This window comes from Paenibacillus sp. LT-B23 (assembly GCF_059417685.1).
The window spans coordinates 195,280-210,775 of record NZ_JBSQBM010000007.1 but is presented as its reverse complement, the minus strand read 5'-3'; the positions used below and the strand labels follow the sequence as shown (position 1 = coordinate 210,775).

15 protein-coding genes are annotated in these 15,496 nt (G+C 45.6%); 1 reads left to right on the top strand and 14 read right to left on the bottom strand.

The window, feature by feature from the left end; all coding sequences use genetic code 11:
• Window positions 1-40: 40 nt before the first annotated feature.
• Entirely contained in the window at window positions 41-1,072 is a 1,032-nt protein-coding gene (locus ACWXW9_RS11300) for a PocR ligand-binding domain-containing protein (RefSeq protein WP_494929467.1), read from the top strand.
• A 180-nt stretch (window positions 1,073-1,252) separates the two neighbouring features.
• Here ACWXW9_RS11300 and ACWXW9_RS11295 read toward each other — a convergent pair whose 3' ends face one another.
• The 14 genes from ACWXW9_RS11295 to ACWXW9_RS11230 all read right to left on the bottom strand — a co-directional run bounded on the left by ACWXW9_RS11295 (window position 1,253) and on the right by ACWXW9_RS11230 (window position 15,467).
• The gene (locus tag ACWXW9_RS11295) at window positions 1,253-2,185 is read right to left on the bottom strand and encodes a DUF2167 domain-containing protein (RefSeq protein WP_494929492.1); all 933 of its coding nucleotides are present in this window, start codon (window positions 2,183-2,185) and stop codon (window positions 1,253-1,255) included.
• A 695-nt stretch (window positions 2,186-2,880) separates the two neighbouring features.
• Entirely contained in the window at window positions 2,881-3,360 is a 480-nt protein-coding gene (locus ACWXW9_RS11290) for a hypothetical protein (RefSeq protein WP_494929466.1), read from the bottom strand.
• Window positions 3,357-3,971: an AHH domain-containing protein gene (locus ACWXW9_RS11285; protein ID WP_494929465.1), complete on the bottom strand. Its 615-nt coding sequence runs from the start codon at window positions 3,969-3,971 to the stop codon at window positions 3,357-3,359. Before ACWXW9_RS11285 ends, ACWXW9_RS11290 begins: the two co-directional genes overlap by 4 nt.
• 453 nt (window positions 3,972-4,424) lie before the next feature.
• Window positions 4,425-4,871 carry an SUKH-3 domain-containing protein gene (locus tag ACWXW9_RS11280; RefSeq protein ID WP_494929464.1) on the bottom strand — a complete coding sequence of 149 codons (447 nt, stop codon included), beginning with the start codon at window positions 4,869-4,871 and terminating at the stop codon, window positions 4,425-4,427.
• A 27-nt stretch (window positions 4,872-4,898) separates the two neighbouring features.
• On the bottom strand, window positions 4,899-7,679 hold the full coding sequence (locus ACWXW9_RS11275; protein WP_494929463.1) for a hypothetical protein: 2,781 nt from the start codon (window positions 7,677-7,679) through the stop codon (window positions 4,899-4,901).
• A gap of 21 nt (window positions 7,680-7,700) precedes the next feature.
• The gene (locus ACWXW9_RS11270; protein WP_494929462.1) at window positions 7,701-8,093 is read right to left on the bottom strand and encodes a DUF4280 domain-containing protein; all 393 of its coding nucleotides are present in this window, start codon (window positions 8,091-8,093) and stop codon (window positions 7,701-7,703) included.
• 15 nt (window positions 8,094-8,108) lie between these two features.
• Window positions 8,109-8,633 (bottom strand): hypothetical protein, encoded by a 525-nt coding sequence (locus tag ACWXW9_RS11265; RefSeq protein WP_494929461.1) that lies wholly within the window; start codon window positions 8,631-8,633, stop codon window positions 8,109-8,111.
• A complete protein-coding gene (locus ACWXW9_RS11260) occupies window positions 8,615-9,262 on the bottom strand; it encodes a hypothetical protein (protein ID WP_494929460.1) in 648 nt (215 codons plus the stop codon). The genes ACWXW9_RS11265 and ACWXW9_RS11260 overlap by 19 nt, the downstream gene beginning before the upstream one ends.
• The gene (locus ACWXW9_RS11255) at window positions 9,259-10,671 is read right to left on the bottom strand and encodes a phage tail protein (protein WP_494929459.1); all 1,413 of its coding nucleotides are present in this window, start codon (window positions 10,669-10,671) and stop codon (window positions 9,259-9,261) included. Before ACWXW9_RS11255 ends, ACWXW9_RS11260 begins: the two co-directional genes overlap by 4 nt.
• Complete coding sequence (locus ACWXW9_RS11250) at window positions 10,668-11,267, bottom strand: hypothetical protein (protein WP_494929458.1); 600 nt, start codon at window positions 11,265-11,267, stop codon at window positions 10,668-10,670. Before ACWXW9_RS11250 ends, ACWXW9_RS11255 begins: the two co-directional genes overlap by 4 nt.
• A gap of 24 nt (window positions 11,268-11,291) precedes the next feature.
• The gene (locus ACWXW9_RS11245) at window positions 11,292-12,068 is read right to left on the bottom strand and encodes a DNA and RNA helicase (RefSeq protein WP_494929457.1); all 777 of its coding nucleotides are present in this window, start codon (window positions 12,066-12,068) and stop codon (window positions 11,292-11,294) included.
• A 13-nt stretch (window positions 12,069-12,081) separates the two neighbouring features.
• Entirely contained in the window at window positions 12,082-12,237 is a 156-nt protein-coding gene (locus ACWXW9_RS11240) for a hypothetical protein (protein WP_431087446.1), read from the bottom strand.
• Window positions 12,238-12,264: 27 nt separating this feature from the next.
• Entirely contained in the window at window positions 12,265-12,777 is a 513-nt protein-coding gene (locus tag ACWXW9_RS11235; RefSeq protein WP_494929456.1) for an RDD family protein, read from the bottom strand.
• A 38-nt stretch (window positions 12,778-12,815) separates the two neighbouring features.
• Entirely contained in the window at window positions 12,816-15,467 is a 2,652-nt protein-coding gene (locus ACWXW9_RS11230) for a molecular chaperone (RefSeq protein ID WP_494929455.1), read from the bottom strand.
• Between the last annotated feature and the right edge of the window lie 29 nt (window positions 15,468-15,496).

The window sequence follows — 15,496 nt, the reverse complement described above, 5'->3', positions numbered from 1 at the left end:
TATTGCTTACAGGATAATTTACCATTAAGGGATGAGAATCTTGATACGTGAACATTTGAGCATCCAGAAAATCTTTGATTTGAAAAAGTGGGAGCAGTTGCAGGATTCGTTAGCATCCGTTACCAAATTAGCCATTCTCACCGTCGATTTTAAAGGGAATCCCGTAACTAGCCACAGCCAATGCCAATCGTTCTGCAAGAAGGTTCGCCAGGATGAGAATCTCCTTCCCTACTGCCAAAAATGTGACTCTCGCGGTGGACTTGAAGCGGTGCGTTCCAATAAACCTTATATTTATCTCTGTCATTATGACATCGTCGACATCGCGGTACCGATCATTATCAACGATAAGTACATCGGCGCCGTCATGGCAGGTCAGGTCCGCTTAGCCGATCCTTCGAGTGCCTTACAGCTGGAGCAAATCCTCACGTCAAAAAATGAAAAACTGTACAGTTCCAAATGGGAGGAACTTAAGAACGACTTCGCCGATCTGCCATCCATGACCTATCAGGAAATCCAGATGATCTCCAACATGTTATCCTTATTGTGTAATTATATTGTTGAAGAAGCGATGAACAAAAATCTTCTCGCAGAAATGTTCGAGAAGGCGTCAGCCACACAGTCTACTCTGCAGTTGTCCGAGATCCTTCCTGGCTACTCGCTGGAGCATATCGAAAGCCTTAAGAAAGAAATGAATAATTTCTTAGCAGATGCCTATCTGAATTCCTCAGGAGATGTGGATATTCCGTGCGGAAATCCCGTACTAAAGCCTGCCTTCGAATATATTTTTGAGCACAAGGGTGAAACTTTTTCTCTTAAAGCCATGGCTGACTTGTGCCACATTAGCCCAAGCTATTTTAGTCGGCTGTTTGCGAAGGAAACAGGTGAGAACTTTTCTAGCTATCTTTCCCGCCTGAAGATTAAATGGGCGAAGCAGTTGCTCGAAGCTACAGATATTCCTGTATCTCAGATCAGTAGCGAGCTCGGCTTCAATGAGCCGGGGTATTTCATTAAAATATTCAAAAAGTATGAAGGCACAACGCCCGCGGTGTACCGAAAGTATTACAAGGGATAAAAAATACGAAAAACAGATGATTCACAGGTCTATCGTCTCCATGATCATCTGTTCATGTAAATTAGTTCTGCTCAGCTACTTATGTCCTGTTGTGCTTCTCAAGCTGCAAGAGATGGTGATTTGCGCTCAATCACCATCCCCTTTTTATCAGCATTTTTATGTTGGAGTGTTTTTTTATCTTTACTGTAGTGTTTCTGACTGATCCTGAACGTTCGTTTCATTGTGCATGGATTCCGATTTTTTCTTGCGAAATAATTTGGCAAAAAACTTGCCTATCACACCAAAGACACCTGCACAAGCAGCACCAATAAGTATGATAGCCTTAATTCCCGCGCCCTTAAAAAAAGCAATGAGTAATGCCAACAAGCCTACTTTTTTAGCTACTGCCAAGCCTGCTCCTCCCAAAATCAATCCGGTCAGGCCGTATTCGGAAATTTTGTCCGTTGAAGCATTAAAATCCTCGTACCGCTCACCTGATTTGACTGTCAGCTTGGGTAATATGTTCTCATTCAAAAACTTCTTATCTGCGTCCAAATGCGCAGGATCGGACACTAATATTGCAGAGATATAACCCTGGCGAGTGAGCAAACGAACATTATAATTGATCAGCTTTTCCTTGTTCCCATCCTCCGCCAGCATAGACCAGGTTAGATTATGGGTCGCTTCATTATAAAAAGGCTCCACATCCCAGCCCGTAACATACAGGCGATCACTTTCCGCTTTTTCCTTGTTACTCTCTTCCGTACCCTCTTTATAACTATCTAGAATGGCATCCGCATCGATGTCTTCTTTTTCATCATCCTTGATGTGTCCAAGTTCATAGTATTCAAAAACAACTTCCCAATTTTGATTTTCATCTTTCGGAAATATACTCCCAATTTCCTTGCCAGATGGCTTCTCGTGATTCATTTCGCTTACCTTTGCTGTGTTAGCTGCATCCAAGAAAAGAAGAGAGGAGTCCAGTTCAACCGCAGCCATTTTTCCCAGGTCTACCTTTCGGCCACCCTCAATCCATTTTAATTGTTCATTGGATGAGGCCCACGCGTTACCCCCACTGAGTAACACCAGACTAAGCGCCAACAGCGCTCCAAAAATCGTTTGGCCCCATTTCATTTTGCTACTACATCTGTTATCTAGTCTCTTGTTCAAAACTCATTACCCCTTTATAAATTCCAGTATCTTCCGTCTCCCCAACCATATTAGCCACTGCTTCATATTTTGTCAATTCGCAGTAGCAAAGGGAGTTTCCGAGACTTAATACTCATTTTTATACATATGTATGCAAATATTCTAATCTAATCGAACTGAATTTATAATATGTGAATGAGCGATAAGAAAAACTCATGAAGGACAAGCACAATCGCGCAATGGCACTACTTCTCCGTTAAAGTCTCCTTCTTATGAATTCCTAAAAAAGACGTATTCCTTGATACGACAACCTCGTTGACTTCTAGCTTAATCTCGAACACATCTATCTAGCATAAAAAATGTCGAATTTCAGCAGATTAAGGAATGTATAATCATCTAACAAGCGACTTTAGTCTCAGTGACTTTTTTCCTATTTTTAAACATATGTCAACTTTTTTATTTAAAAGAATGTATAGGCTTTCATAGGGTCGATTGATTATAAATAAGCTAATGATTGAGAAGCCCCCATACAAGTTTACTGCTTGTTTTGGGGGCTAGGAGTTATTCACCAGTATTTGATAGTGTCACCAAGTATTTGTTTAAGTTTGGTATAACGTTCTGCTTACTGAAATGTATCCACAATCTCTAGTCCAAAAAAGTAAAGAAAAACATTACTGTTTTTAAGAAAAATAAGCAATAAGTCTTCCTTCGTCACCATCCCACCCACATGGAAAACCACCAGCCTTATAGATTCTAAAAACTTGTTCATAAAAATTTTCAATTTCACCATTTATTGCACGATTCATTGCGCAGTTTCTCAAATCTACTACAACACTTTCAAAAAAATCACTATAAGAGTCCGTTATTTGACTTCTAAGACCATCTGCTATTAATTCAGTTAATTCATCCAAACCATTAGGTTTTTGGGAAGAATCTAATTTATACAACTTTCCCTTAACTTTTCCCATTTCAAGTTGTCTTATATCAGACCAAGTATATTCATCTTCACCGAAAACTTCAGTAATGGCTAGTCTTTTCGCCTCTTCATATTGATTAATTGTAACAATATTTTGAGGTCTTTCTATTTTTGGAAAATCCATCATAGAATTTGAGAATTGAATAACCTCTTCAACTAAATTACTGTGTATTCCGTACTTCATAACTTATCAAACCACCTTTCCCACAAATCTATTATTGCGCCCCCGCCTCTGTCCCAAACAGGCTTAATTTTATCTTTGTTTTTAGCTCTGTCAAGTAAATAATCATCCATACCTTTGGATTTTATTTTTTTCAATTCTTTTTGTAGATAATCATCTGTCATATATAGTGGTAGCCCTTTTTCTTGAAGTTTTCTCAACTTTTGTTGCAAATCAAACACTTGCTTTTCAATAGCGGCTATATCTTGGTTTATATCTATTTTATTAAGTTTACTCTCTACAAAATCGCTATAAACTGAATGATAGCCTTGATGCCTCGAGGTTGAACTTGTATATTTGTCTGGAACGCGAAGGAAAAAACCATTGGAGGCATGGTCCATATCCATTCCTATTTTTTCAATAACAGGATGTTCGTTAAACTCTGCTGGAATAACATGCTGTGCTTGATAAGGAGTACGCTTTGTAGACCTGCGTAACCCCATCTCTTCAAACATATTCTTACCTAACTTCGTGGAACTTCCCCCCGTTACCTTACCAGGAGTTCCCGGAATCAATCTCTTAGATTTGCCAGTTCCATCAACCTTTTTCCCCGCGTTCTCTTCCATTTCCTTCATAACCTTATTGTAATTCTTCTGCACATCCGTCTGTGGAAGTGGTCCGCTGTCCATCTTATTCACGTGCGGAATTGATGGAACTGGGGCTCCTTGGCTGTGGTCAACTTCTCGGTGTTTAGGCTGTCTGCCATTTTACTCAGTTGCTCATTAAATTTCTGACCCAGTTTGCTGCCGGCTTGCTTTTGTATGTATATTGTTGCAGTTTTATTTGAAAAAACTGCAACAAAGCGAACATAACAAAAAACAGGCCAATCATGGTAGTATCTGACCATATGACCTGTCTAACGTAACGCTATTGCATTAAATAGGGTATACTTTTTTCAGCTTTTTTGTGCGAACATCTCAATTCGTGAAAAATTGGATTACGTTATAAACACAAGGCTAAGTGGCTCATTGAGCACCGGATTGCCTTCTCTCGTGTTGCCAAAGTCTTTCATAAATGACTGAACTTTATCATTCTATTTCTTCCGGTTTTCTAAATAAACAAAGAGTGTCTAGTGCCTCCAAAATGTTATCTCCGAACTTAAATAATGAATACCCGTTTTTCCCAAAAACCTTCCCTGATTTCGAGATAAACATTATTAAGTTTCCACGGTATGCCTCTCCAACTACAACAAGCGGCTCTTTCACTCGCGCTTCAAATTCCTCAAAGTCTTCTTTTTCATAGTAATCCCCAACAGCTTCTTCAGGGCTAAAACGAAAGGTTTCCAAACTTCCATCCGGATGCTTAAATTTATATTCAACTCCACCAAATAGACTTAATGCTTCAATAACTGGATTGAATACTTGATACCCCATTGCCTCTAAAAATTTTACTGTCTCGGTTAAATCAACCTTATTATTTGGATTCCATCCTGCTTGTAGCAGTATTTCTCTCGTTTCATCTGATAAGTTCCGCATAAGCAGCCTCCTATTTATTCAAAAATACTATTCATGAAAATCATTAATGAAATCGAAAAATGTCTTCTGACAGTTTCTACATGGTGGCTTGTATTTCCCTTTACCGTTAACCGTACTTATTAGTATATCTTCTATTTTTGAACCTGACCATAAAAGCTGATTGACCGCCTGGATTTCAGCACAATTTTCAACATGCCATAGTTCGAAACTTTCATCGTCCTTGTACGGATTATTGGGGTCGTTTTTGGCTTTCTTCCTTGTTTCTTGTGCTATCTTAGTTAAGTCAGGATGCAGTTCCGTTACACTTGGATTGAATTGTCCTTCCCTAGCGCCATTATAGCCAAATGTTATTTTAGTTTTTTTACCACCTACTGTCGTTATGTCTACTGCAGCACTTATTACGTCCGGTTTATATTTTCCGCCACCAAATCCATTTTTATCTAAAGGTCTTTTTATTCCACCGTCCTTAAGGAACTGAACATGCTTGTCTAACTGCTCTCTAGCAAAATCTCTAGAATCCTCAATTAGCTTTTGTCTGCTAGCATCACCAGTCCCCTCAATCTTCTTCGCTGCTCCCTCTTCCATTTCCTTCATAACCTTGTTGTAATTCTTCTGCACATCCGTCTGTGGAAGTGGTCCGCTGTCCATCTTATTCACGTGTGGAACTGGCGCTCCGTTGGCTGTGGCCAACTTCCCGGTGTTGAGGCCGTCTGCCATTTTACTCAGTTGCTCATTGAACTTCTGGCCCAGCTTGCTGCCGGTCTGTTCCAGCTTGTTTACAGCTTTGCCAAAGCCTGCTCCGACTGCATCTACACCTTTGCTAATCCATTGCGGTGTGACCTTACTGCCTACTTTTTCTGCGAATCCGCCAATGGCCTTGCCTACTTTGGAATCCAGTACGCCCACGGTGACAAAGCCCAAACCCGCGTCTTTTGCTACCGAGCCCCAGTTAATCTTTTCGCCGCTTAGCGCCTGGCTAGCCAAATTTTCTGCCGCATTTGTCACACCGCCGATCGCTGCTTTCCTCAGCAAGGTTCCCCCTACACCGAGAGGGCCAAAAATCGCTCCAGATACCGCCCCGATCCCCGCTTCTTTCAAGCCGGTCAGGGCATAGTCACTAAAGTCGCTCACTTCCCCTCGGGCGATATCCGATGCCGCCAAGCTTGCTACCCCCAAGCCGCCCGCCAGCAGCGCTCCTCCGGCTACCGCCGCAATGACCACCGTACCCGCTCCAAGCGTCGCTACCGTAATGGCTGCTACCACGGCTACGGCTGCCACGACTGCCAAGCCTCCCAAAATATTCCTCCCCAGCTTGCCCCAATTAAACGGCTCAGGGGGTGGCGGCGGTGGAGGTGGCTCGCCTTCCTTCGGTTCATCATCAAACGGCGGGTATGCAGTTCGGTCGCTTCCGTCCGCCCAGACATTTCCTCCCAGCACATGGTATTCGTTTTCTACCGAAAGCCCCGTGCTTCCTCCCGTCTGGTACGCCATGACCTGGCTCGTCCCGTCAATAATAATTTTCTTCGGCGTATTCAGAATGATTTCCTGCTCTGCTTCTAGCGTAAGCTTCTTCGGACTTGTAATTTCAATCCCCGTAGCATCGTCCAGACTCATCTGCAACGTTCCACCCGGATCACCCGTGATGTGGATGCGACCTGGGGCCATTTTCAGCTCACTTCCATGCTCCGTACCAAAATATCGGTCATTCGGATCACTCGTTTTCGCACAACCGTCTCCGTTCGTACGAACTGCACCCAAAATCATCGCTCTGGAGCCAGATGCATCCGGAAAATACAGGCTTGCATGTGTTCCCACCTTCGGCATGCTGTACATCGCACTTCCCGTTGAGGGAGCAAACGGGTACCAATGCGGCTCGGATACCCCGTCATCCTTATCAATCACCAGCCGCAGCTTCACTTCCTCCCCACGTACCGCGAGGACCTCTCCTTCCAGAGATATTCCGATCGTTTTAGAATTGGGAATGAAATCACTGCGAATGCCCTCCGCGCGGGCCAACACATAACTGAATAGCAAATGCCCCTTTTCCATGCGGCTTCGCAATTCAGTTACAATCATCGTTTTCTGGCGAAATTGCACCTCGTCTCCGAGAGCATACCGTTCTCCGCTTTCGATCTCGTATTTGAAAAAATCGGTGTCATGTAGCCCGGCTGATGTTCCGCCTGCTTGTTGATAGCCCTTTAAATCTTTGCTTGCCGTATAAGGCGAATTCTCCCGAATCGTCCGCTGGATACCTGCGGGCATGCCAAAATACAGCTTCGGCGCTGCAGACTCCCATATGTCGCTTACCACCACTGTATGTAAACGACTCGCCATCCGTTTCATAAACTCCCAGTCGGTTTCATCATATTGTAAAATGGCTTCGTCCACCGACTGCTCCCCGGTTTGATACAGCACATCACTTCGTGCATAGCCTTGAGCAAGCTTATTCACTAACTGCTTGTATGTTTGTTTTTCCTCAGGAAAAGACCGCTTTCTTTTGACAATATCCAGCTCAAATGAGCCACTGATTCCCTCCAGTGTAAGTGTATATACTCCATTATGGTTCTCAACCTCCACCGTATGGACGACACCCTTAAACAAGCTGATTCTCTCTTGTTCTTTTTGGGCATACACATGTAGCTGATCCTCTGAAGTCGCATCCAGCGCAGCCGTGGCATGACTCGACTCCTTACAAATGCCTGTGAGTGTAATACGCCCATGCTCACCCGGCTTCCACTCGATCTGAACATCCTTTATGACCTGAATGGGGTAGGGGGAATCTATTCGAATCTGATCATATCCTATCATGTTTTCAAACCTCCCTTCCAGCTACTCCTCCTGCTGGCCATTCGTATGAAATTCGATAAATCCATGATATAAACAAGTCTGAAATGAAGAAGTCGTCAAGGCTGGCTGGCCTTCCACCTTCGTATGCTCTTTTGTGTTTTTCCACTTGTCCGTCAGCATCGGCATGCATGGCTTTCCAGAAATCGTAGAGCCATCTTCAGCGATCAGATAAACGGTTTCGGCACTCGGCTGTTCCGGACTATTACAAATTCCAAAATGAGGGACATTTTCAGGAGAATAATCTCCTTTATTCATCATCGGTTTACCATTAACATAAGAGCCGTGACTGTTCGGCAAATTGATCTTTCGAGGATGGCTCCCGCAAGTGCAACGCATACAGGCTCCCCGTACGACATAAAACTCATCGTCTGGCATGTTCTCTCAACCTCCCTATTTCGCCCGGACCTGTTCCAAAGTGATCCCTGTATAATCACGCCGCAATATACTTTCCGCCACGTCCAAGCGGACGATGATCATCGGGATGGCACTCTCCTGAATTCTAAATATCTTGTGGCCCCGAATAGCGTCTGCCTGTAATACCAGCTTTTTAAGCACACTTTGATCCAAATTCCATTCGCTTTCCGGATGTACGGCTACAAGCCGCTCCACAAAAGGAATATAGTAATTCTTCTGTATCTTCTGTTCGATCTGAGTAAGTATCGTTAATTTCATAGGCAGCTCCGGCACATAGGCCTGGACAAGACGTTTTAAAGCATCTGATATGAGAGGAATAGGGCCTTCCAGATAATCAATAAAAATACTTTCTGCATCTGCCCTCACGTTGAACATCAATGGTTTGACAATATCCTCCGGCTGTAGATCATACAGCTTCCACGGATCAATCGTTTCCATCACCTTTTGCAGCATAGGAACGTTGGTATACCGCACATCCTGCTTTAAGTGGAAATAATCCATGAGGATTCCCCCTCTCGCTCCCCGACTTCCCCTATACGCGTAAAACGGCACAATATCTCGCTATCATCTCGATACTCTCCGGCAAATATCGTGCATATGTCAGCTTTCGGCAACCTTTCTAGTGAAGGGGAAGCAACGAAGGCGGGCATCTGACTTTTCAGAAACTCAACAGTGAGCAGGTGGTATTTAACCGCTTCAATTTGTTGAATCTGCTCAATATCCATCGTCGTAATCTTACGGGCATAGTCGGATTTAAGCTTTTCCAGCTTAGCCATGCGATTGAACAGAGGCTCGAAAACAAAGTCTGCCGACCACTCCACCGCACATTCAGCCTCATCCAGAAACCAATCCTCATCATAGGCATCTATACGATAAACAGCTCTATTTTCCATCACACGGCTTCTGAGCAAGGAGATATAAATATATCGAATGTCTCCCTTAAGACCTTGCTCGTGCTGGACCGTAGCGAGCTGGCATAGCGACTCTAAAGCCGTTATAAGTTCTTCCTCAATGGCTTGCTGCCGTGTCAGAAAGTTGTTTTCAATGAGCGCCAGATCATGCAGCCATTCCGTAAATACGTGTTTTTCCAATAAGTCCTGCAATGCCGCATCCCGGTCCATAAGCTTCATTCAATGTTCACCTTACCCCCGGTTAATCTCACATCGTCCATGATGTCGAGCTTAGCTCCGGATTGAATAAAACTCACGCCTTCTTTCCCCTCCATAATAATTTTGGCGCCCCCTGTAATTTGGATATCCTCCTGAGCAGACAGGGTTATTTTTTTGTTGCTGTTAATTTCAATACCGCCTTCATCTGTGAGGCGCATCAGCATTTGTCCACTGTTGATAATTTCTACTGCACCAGGCTTGAAAACCACCTGTTTGCCATATTTAGTGCTAATGCTTTTGACCGCAGGATCGCTTCTTTTCACAGGATCAGAGGAAGCAAGATCGACAGAACTGGCGGCAAAAGCATGCTGCTCCCGTTCATCCGGAAAATACAGACGAATTTGATCTCCTGCTTCCGGCATGACATACCAACCGCTGCCATCGGGAGAAGAATAAACCGTAGAATAGGGAAACCACATAGCCCCGGATGCAGTCGAGCCTTGGTCAATTTCCAGCTTGATTTTCACTTTTTCTTTGGAAATATCAATTACCTTGCCAAACAGAGAAGCACCTGACAGATCATAGGCGTAGTGAGTTGGGCATTTTAACCCATGTGCATCTCGTAAAATGTAACGATTCACGATCAGATTTCCTTCGGTGGTCGTTTCCGCCTTGGCTATGTAAAGAGTTCTTTTATGAAAAATGACGGAACTACCGAGTTCTAGTACTTTGTTGCTGGTAACCTCATAGCTCAAGCTGTTGGACTCGTCAAATTCCGGCAGTCCGTTGCGGGACATGAGCTTGTGCTCCTTCAAGTCTTTTTTAATGGAATAGTTAGGTTCGTTCAGCGGTTGAGGGGCACTGGAATGGGGGACACCAATCACGTATTTCAGTCCTTGTTGCATCGTAATTGGAATTAAAGCAGCATGCAGTCGAGAAGCAATTCTTTTGACAAAGGCCCAGTCCGTTTCATTGTATTGCACCAATAATTCATCGATAGCTGCACCATGAGAAGCCTCATCAACCACTTCTGCATCTGAATACGAACCTGTAATATGCGAAAATAAGTTGTTATATGAATCCCCTGTTTTTTGGAAGGAACGGCGTTTGGGGCGAATATCCATCAATAAGGTTTCACTGCTGGCTTCAACGGTAAGCTCGCGTACTCCGTTTACGGCTTTTACAGCAATTTTCGTGACGATTCCCTGAAAGAGACGGATTTGCTTCCCTTCACTTTTTAGAAACACTTCGATGTGCTCATCTTCATCCGCTTTTTCCACGTATTGATCCAGCTTGTCCTCCGAAACAATTCCGCGAATGCTGAAGCTCACATGCTCGTTTAACTGTTTAATGAGATGAACACTTAATACACGTTGAAACTGATAAGGGGCAACCTGGACATCAGCCGTGGTATAAATCGGGTTACTCATTCATATCCCTCCTCTTCCGCCTCGTCAACCGTTTGAATGGTATGGATCATTTGCAGGGCGATATTCCGCCATTCGGCATACTGCTTATATGGACAGCAAAATGTTCCCATGACCGTCTTTCCTTCCAGCTCAAAGTAGAACATATTGTGGTAAATGGGCTGATCCAACGCCGGGCTTTTAAAGTCAAAATAGCCGATCTGCTTGCCATGGATCTCTTCTACTTTTTCTTCATAAAATACATGCGCAGGATTCATGTTTTTCATCATTGCCTTCATGCCAGAGGTGAGTTGTTCCACCCATTCATCTTGTAGTGCCTGATCCACCCGATTCAGGGTAACATCCACACTGCCCAATTGATTCGTCAAAATGATTTCTGGACGCTGCTCATGAGGATACTTCATCTTTTGCAAATGCTTGGGCATAGGGGTAAAAGCAGAGGGAACATGTATTTTCAACCGATCCTTAAAGAAAAATCGTTCTTCAAACACATAGGATTGACCGTCAATGATTACGGGACCTGCCAAAATATTTTTAGGCATCTTCAGCTTCTCCATCTCATGGAGCCGATCCAAAATCTTTTCATCCTCATATTTCATGGTTTTTCCTCCTTCGCATACAGACTAATCCACAATCATCCGTCCGGCTCCGCCGCCTTGCCAACGACCTGCTGTGCGTTTCCCCCGTCCGGCCCCTTCCAGAATAAGAACCAACTGTCTGTGCAGTTGCATCTGGGAATAACCCCTGTATTCCGCACCATTTCGGTTTGCAATGTAATGCTGGATAGATTCTCTGTCCACGGCTTCCAGGTTCAGGCACATGAGCGCAAACATACAATCCATCGGATCGGTTGTGCCGCTTTTAAGCAGCTCAGATGCGAAGTACCGCATCGTTTCCGGGCGCAATGTACTCTGCTTCAAACCCGCAAAGGGAGCATGGATATCACTCCATGTATTGAATTCGGTTGCCATGTCGGCAAAATCCTGATAATCCGAGCGAAGCACGGCTCCATCTTTGAGCTTAAATCTGCCCAGCTCCAGCTCATCCAATCCGATCTCGGCCTCATCCTTCAGTACAATATCTGCATGATGAGCGATGAAATCCGGGCGATCTGTTTGTTCCAAAAAAAGCAGCTTCAACACCGACAGCCGACCTGTGGCTGTATACGGAACCTCTTGCTCTTGCTCCAGCAGGTACAGCCTGCCCTTGTGCTTTACAATGCCTCTGCCAATGGTCAGCGTATGCTCCCCGACAGTGACGTTCATCCCGGTAATAATGCCATCCGAATAATCCTGATACCGGATATCTAGAAAACTGCGAGGATAATCTCGCAGATTTTCCAGCATCTCGGTTTTAAGAATACGGCCTTTCTCAAACTTCGGCACGATATGGGTTAACATGGTTCCCCTCCTTTCACAATTCTTCTTTATTCAGGGGAACAGACAGCCGATTCACACCGGGCGCAGGAGGCGGAACAGTAACTCCATCATCAGTGGGCTGAGCTTTACTTCCTCCGAGTAATCCAGTAAGCAGGCGAAAATTCTTTTCTAAAAATCTACGTATATCCATCGTGCTCCCCCTGATTAAAATCTACCTTTACATCCCGGCTCCCCGCTCGGCCTGCTCACGCAGGATATGATTCAGCTCACGTTTGTCCACGACATAGGTACGAGCGATCAGATCGTGAAGGGCTTGTTTTCTAGCTGTAAAGGCTGTCATGATAAAGCCGATGCACAGAATGATAGCGGATATAAACTTACTCCAATGGCGGGCACTGGCACGTCCAAAGCTGAGCTTCTGGTTAAACTCATCTACCACGACGATCCCGAGAGCCAGCTTGCCCACCGAGGCTTTGCATTTGGAAGATTCCATAATCGCGTGATACAACCACATCGCACACCAATTAAGCAAAGTCTGTCCAACCATCTTCATTGTAAAAATAGGGGGCGATCCGTCTGTGAGTAAAGAGGTTTCTGCCGAAGAAGACCCCCAGTCCCCAATGGCTTGAATCACAAACCAGATCAGACCCAGAATCATAAACACGAACCACATCAACAAATTGTCAATAATACTCGCCAAAACCCGTTTCCAAAAACCTGCGTACAGCATGCTGTTGCCTCCCAATGATGTATATTTTTCTTGTTGTCTTACTTCGTGCCGTCAAAGAAATCCAGCTCGGAGAGATCGTTTTCGAAGGCAAAAAAGCGTTTGGGTCCCAGATGCAGCAATTCATCCCGGCGGGTAATCGGCACCACATAAAATCCCCAACGGCTGTCGCCTGCAAAAACGAAATATTTCGTCTCGCCGTTGCGAATAGAGTCGGTATCATCCTGCGGAATATCCCGCCCGTACAGCACGGCGATTTCCTCATACGGCATCGGCTCGAAAGCTTCTGGCCGACTGCGGTATACATGGCGCTGACGCAGCTTGCCGCCGTTCGCTGTCAGGAAAAATTCCACCTCGGCCGCATGGGACGGCCTGGAAATAGAGCCTCGCACGCGGTTGCTCTCCAAACTCGCAATCAGCTCCTTCTCGCGCCCCGTATGCGTCCATGCGCTGACGGTGTACGGAATGGCCGGAATATGATTGGTAATGACAGGCTCAATCGTGCCCATTTTTTTGGCGTTCAGATAACGGATAGCGCCGCGCAGACAGGCCATTTTCAGCTCAGGCACTCGGCTCAGGTCTTCCGCCTTCTGACGGAACTCAATGCTGCGCCCCGGCACAAATTCCTTAAGCGCCTCGCGAAATACGTCAATTCGGCAGGACTGCCCGGTCAGCTTGATAATCGAATAATCCTGCAAGCGCCCCTCCTGATAAAAATCATCTAGAAACTTGCGAACAATATTATAGATATCCCCCTTGAGAAGCTGCTGTATTTCACGGATATTGAACACTACATCAGGCAATCCGTATTCATCACGAAAACGTCCATTTTCGACAACTGAAACCAGCCAACGATCCATCACGGCAATGTTCAGATCACTTTCAGATGAAAATACCTGCTCCGATTCGAAGCGGCTGCGCAGGATACCTGTGCGTAAGAAAAATTCCTTTTTCATATTTTCCGCCGCGCTCCACAATAGATGAAAATTGCTCAGCACCCGCTGATATTCATCTCGTGTGGCATGCTCATACTGTTTGAACGCCGTAGGCAAGATGGCCTCTGCCTCTCGATAACGTTCCTCCAGTCCCACATACACAGCATCTACGCCAAACTCATCCACATGGCGGTACAAATCCCCTGAAGGAATGCCGATCAAGGCATCAATATCGGTGTCAGGCAACCGCGTTTCCGCAGCATAATAGCCTGCAAACACAATTTTCATGAACTGCATAATCCGATACGTCAGATTGTTTCCGCCAAAATTGGTATCCCCATTTTCATATGTGGTGTGAATATCCAGCTTATAAGCAATACGTCCATCCTCAATGCGGAATCGACAGGATGACAAATCCGTTGTACCTCCACCGCAATCAATCACAAGGGCCTGATATTCCTCACCGTCCGCAAACGTCCCTCGTTCCATCTGGTCTGCCAGCGTGTTGTACAGCACAGCCAGCCCTTCATCCAGCGCGTCCTCTGCTTCAATCCGGTAATCCGGCAAAATATCGCTAAACATCTCGATAAACTGCGGCTGTAGCTTGACGGGTGCCGAAAAATGCAGGTTACGAAACCGGCACTTGAATTGCTGTTCGGCTGTCGCAATCACATAGCGGATAAAAGCCGCTAGAATTTCGCTGCGGGAAGCAGTCGCCGTATTCCCCTCGGAATCCATTAATTCCTCGGTTCGCTTATAGTCATTGACCCAGCGCTTGATGCCCCGCAGTACCGTCGCCCGGCTGCCCGCTACATCCGTTCCACGCAGTGCTTCCTCTCCGAATACGTATACAATATGCTCCGGGTTAGAGCAGTCCGCGACACGAATGGCGGTCGGCAACACTTCGATCCAATCTCCCTCTGCTCCCTCCGGGCCGGGGAAGGACACATAGTTGATCGCGTTTAGCCGTACCGTGCTGCTCATGCCCGCATCCGGGGCAGTAACATAGGAGCTATCCAGATATGCGCCTGCCGTGGTGTTCGAGGTGCCAAAATCAACCGCCAATACTGCATCTGTCGTTTCAGTACCGCGAATGATCAGCTCAGCCACCGGAATACGTTGACCTTGGAGCTTCAATGGCAGCATCGGCTTATCTCCATAGTAGAGGTTATAAAAATATTCCGATTCCTGTCTTCGCAAAAACAGCAGACTGTAATTATGGTTGGCCGTCTCCCGCAGTTCAGCGTCGAGATGGCGGGAAAGGTAATATACGCCTGTCCGTCCCTCGTCCTTTAACAAATTCAAAACACCGCATAGTTCGCCTACCGCATTCACTAGAAGCACATTAGACGCGTTCAGCCAAGGCAGGTCGGATTCAATCCGATAATTGTCCATACGACCTGTCCGCACACCCTGATACAGTGTGATTTTGGCGGGAACCCGGATACCGTCGCTCTCCTGCCGACGGTCATTCCAATTTCGCCGCAATGCCGATTCGATGCGCTCGAAGCCGCCGGGGTTAGGCCGGGTAATGAGCAGATGCTCATCTGCACTCCGAAACCGCAAAATCACGCGGATCAGTTCTTCACGTGCCAGACGATTAGCAAAGCCCTCGACCAGACGCTCCTTATCACATATTCCGCGTAGCTGAAAGGTCGTCATTTGCTCTAGCTCCGCCCGCGTGTATTTCGCCGTGAAGCGAATGCCTTTTCGATCGGTGAGCGGGTCAAGCAGCCTGTATGTATAGGGTCCGTTCATCGTTCACATGTCCTTTCTCTGCCATTTGG

What these genes read in the sequence shown, in the direction of transcription:
- ACWXW9_RS11295 (WP_494929492.1), bottom strand. Translation starts at nt 2,185, where the DNA reads ATGAAATGGGGCCAAACGATTTTTGGAGCGCTGTTGGCGCTTAGTCTG.
- ACWXW9_RS11290 (WP_494929466.1), bottom strand. Translation starts at nt 3,360, where the DNA reads ATGAAGTACGGAATACACAGTAATTTAGTTGAAGAGGTTATTCAATTC.
- ACWXW9_RS11285 (WP_494929465.1), bottom strand. Translation starts at nt 3,971, where the DNA reads ATGAAGGAAATGGAAGAGAACGCGGGGAAAAAGGTTGATGGAACTGGC.
- ACWXW9_RS11280 (WP_494929464.1), bottom strand. Translation starts at nt 4,871, where the DNA reads ATGCGGAACTTATCAGATGAAACGAGAGAAATACTGCTACAAGCAGGA.
- ACWXW9_RS11275 (WP_494929463.1), bottom strand. Translation starts at nt 7,679, where the DNA reads ATGATAGGATATGATCAGATTCGAATAGATTCCCCCTACCCCATTCAG.
- ACWXW9_RS11270 (WP_494929462.1), bottom strand. Translation starts at nt 8,093, where the DNA reads ATGCCAGACGATGAGTTTTATGTCGTACGGGGAGCCTGTATGCGTTGC.
- ACWXW9_RS11265 (WP_494929461.1), bottom strand. Translation starts at nt 8,633, where the DNA reads ATGGATTATTTCCACTTAAAGCAGGATGTGCGGTATACCAACGTTCCT.
- ACWXW9_RS11260 (WP_494929460.1), bottom strand. Translation starts at nt 9,262, where the DNA reads ATGAAGCTTATGGACCGGGATGCGGCATTGCAGGACTTATTGGAAAAA.
- ACWXW9_RS11255 (WP_494929459.1), bottom strand. Translation starts at nt 10,671, where the DNA reads ATGAGTAACCCGATTTATACCACGGCTGATGTCCAGGTTGCCCCTTAT.
- ACWXW9_RS11250 (WP_494929458.1), bottom strand. Translation starts at nt 11,267, where the DNA reads ATGAAATATGAGGATGAAAAGATTTTGGATCGGCTCCATGAGATGGAG.
- ACWXW9_RS11245 (WP_494929457.1), bottom strand. Translation starts at nt 12,068, where the DNA reads ATGTTAACCCATATCGTGCCGAAGTTTGAGAAAGGCCGTATTCTTAAA.
- ACWXW9_RS11240 (WP_431087446.1), bottom strand. Translation starts at nt 12,237, where the DNA reads ATGGATATACGTAGATTTTTAGAAAAGAATTTTCGCCTGCTTACTGGA.
- ACWXW9_RS11235 (WP_494929456.1), bottom strand. Translation starts at nt 12,777, where the DNA reads ATGCTGTACGCAGGTTTTTGGAAACGGGTTTTGGCGAGTATTATTGAC.
- ACWXW9_RS11230 (WP_494929455.1), bottom strand. Translation starts at nt 15,467, where the DNA reads ATGAACGGACCCTATACATACAGGCTGCTTGACCCGCTCACCGATCGA.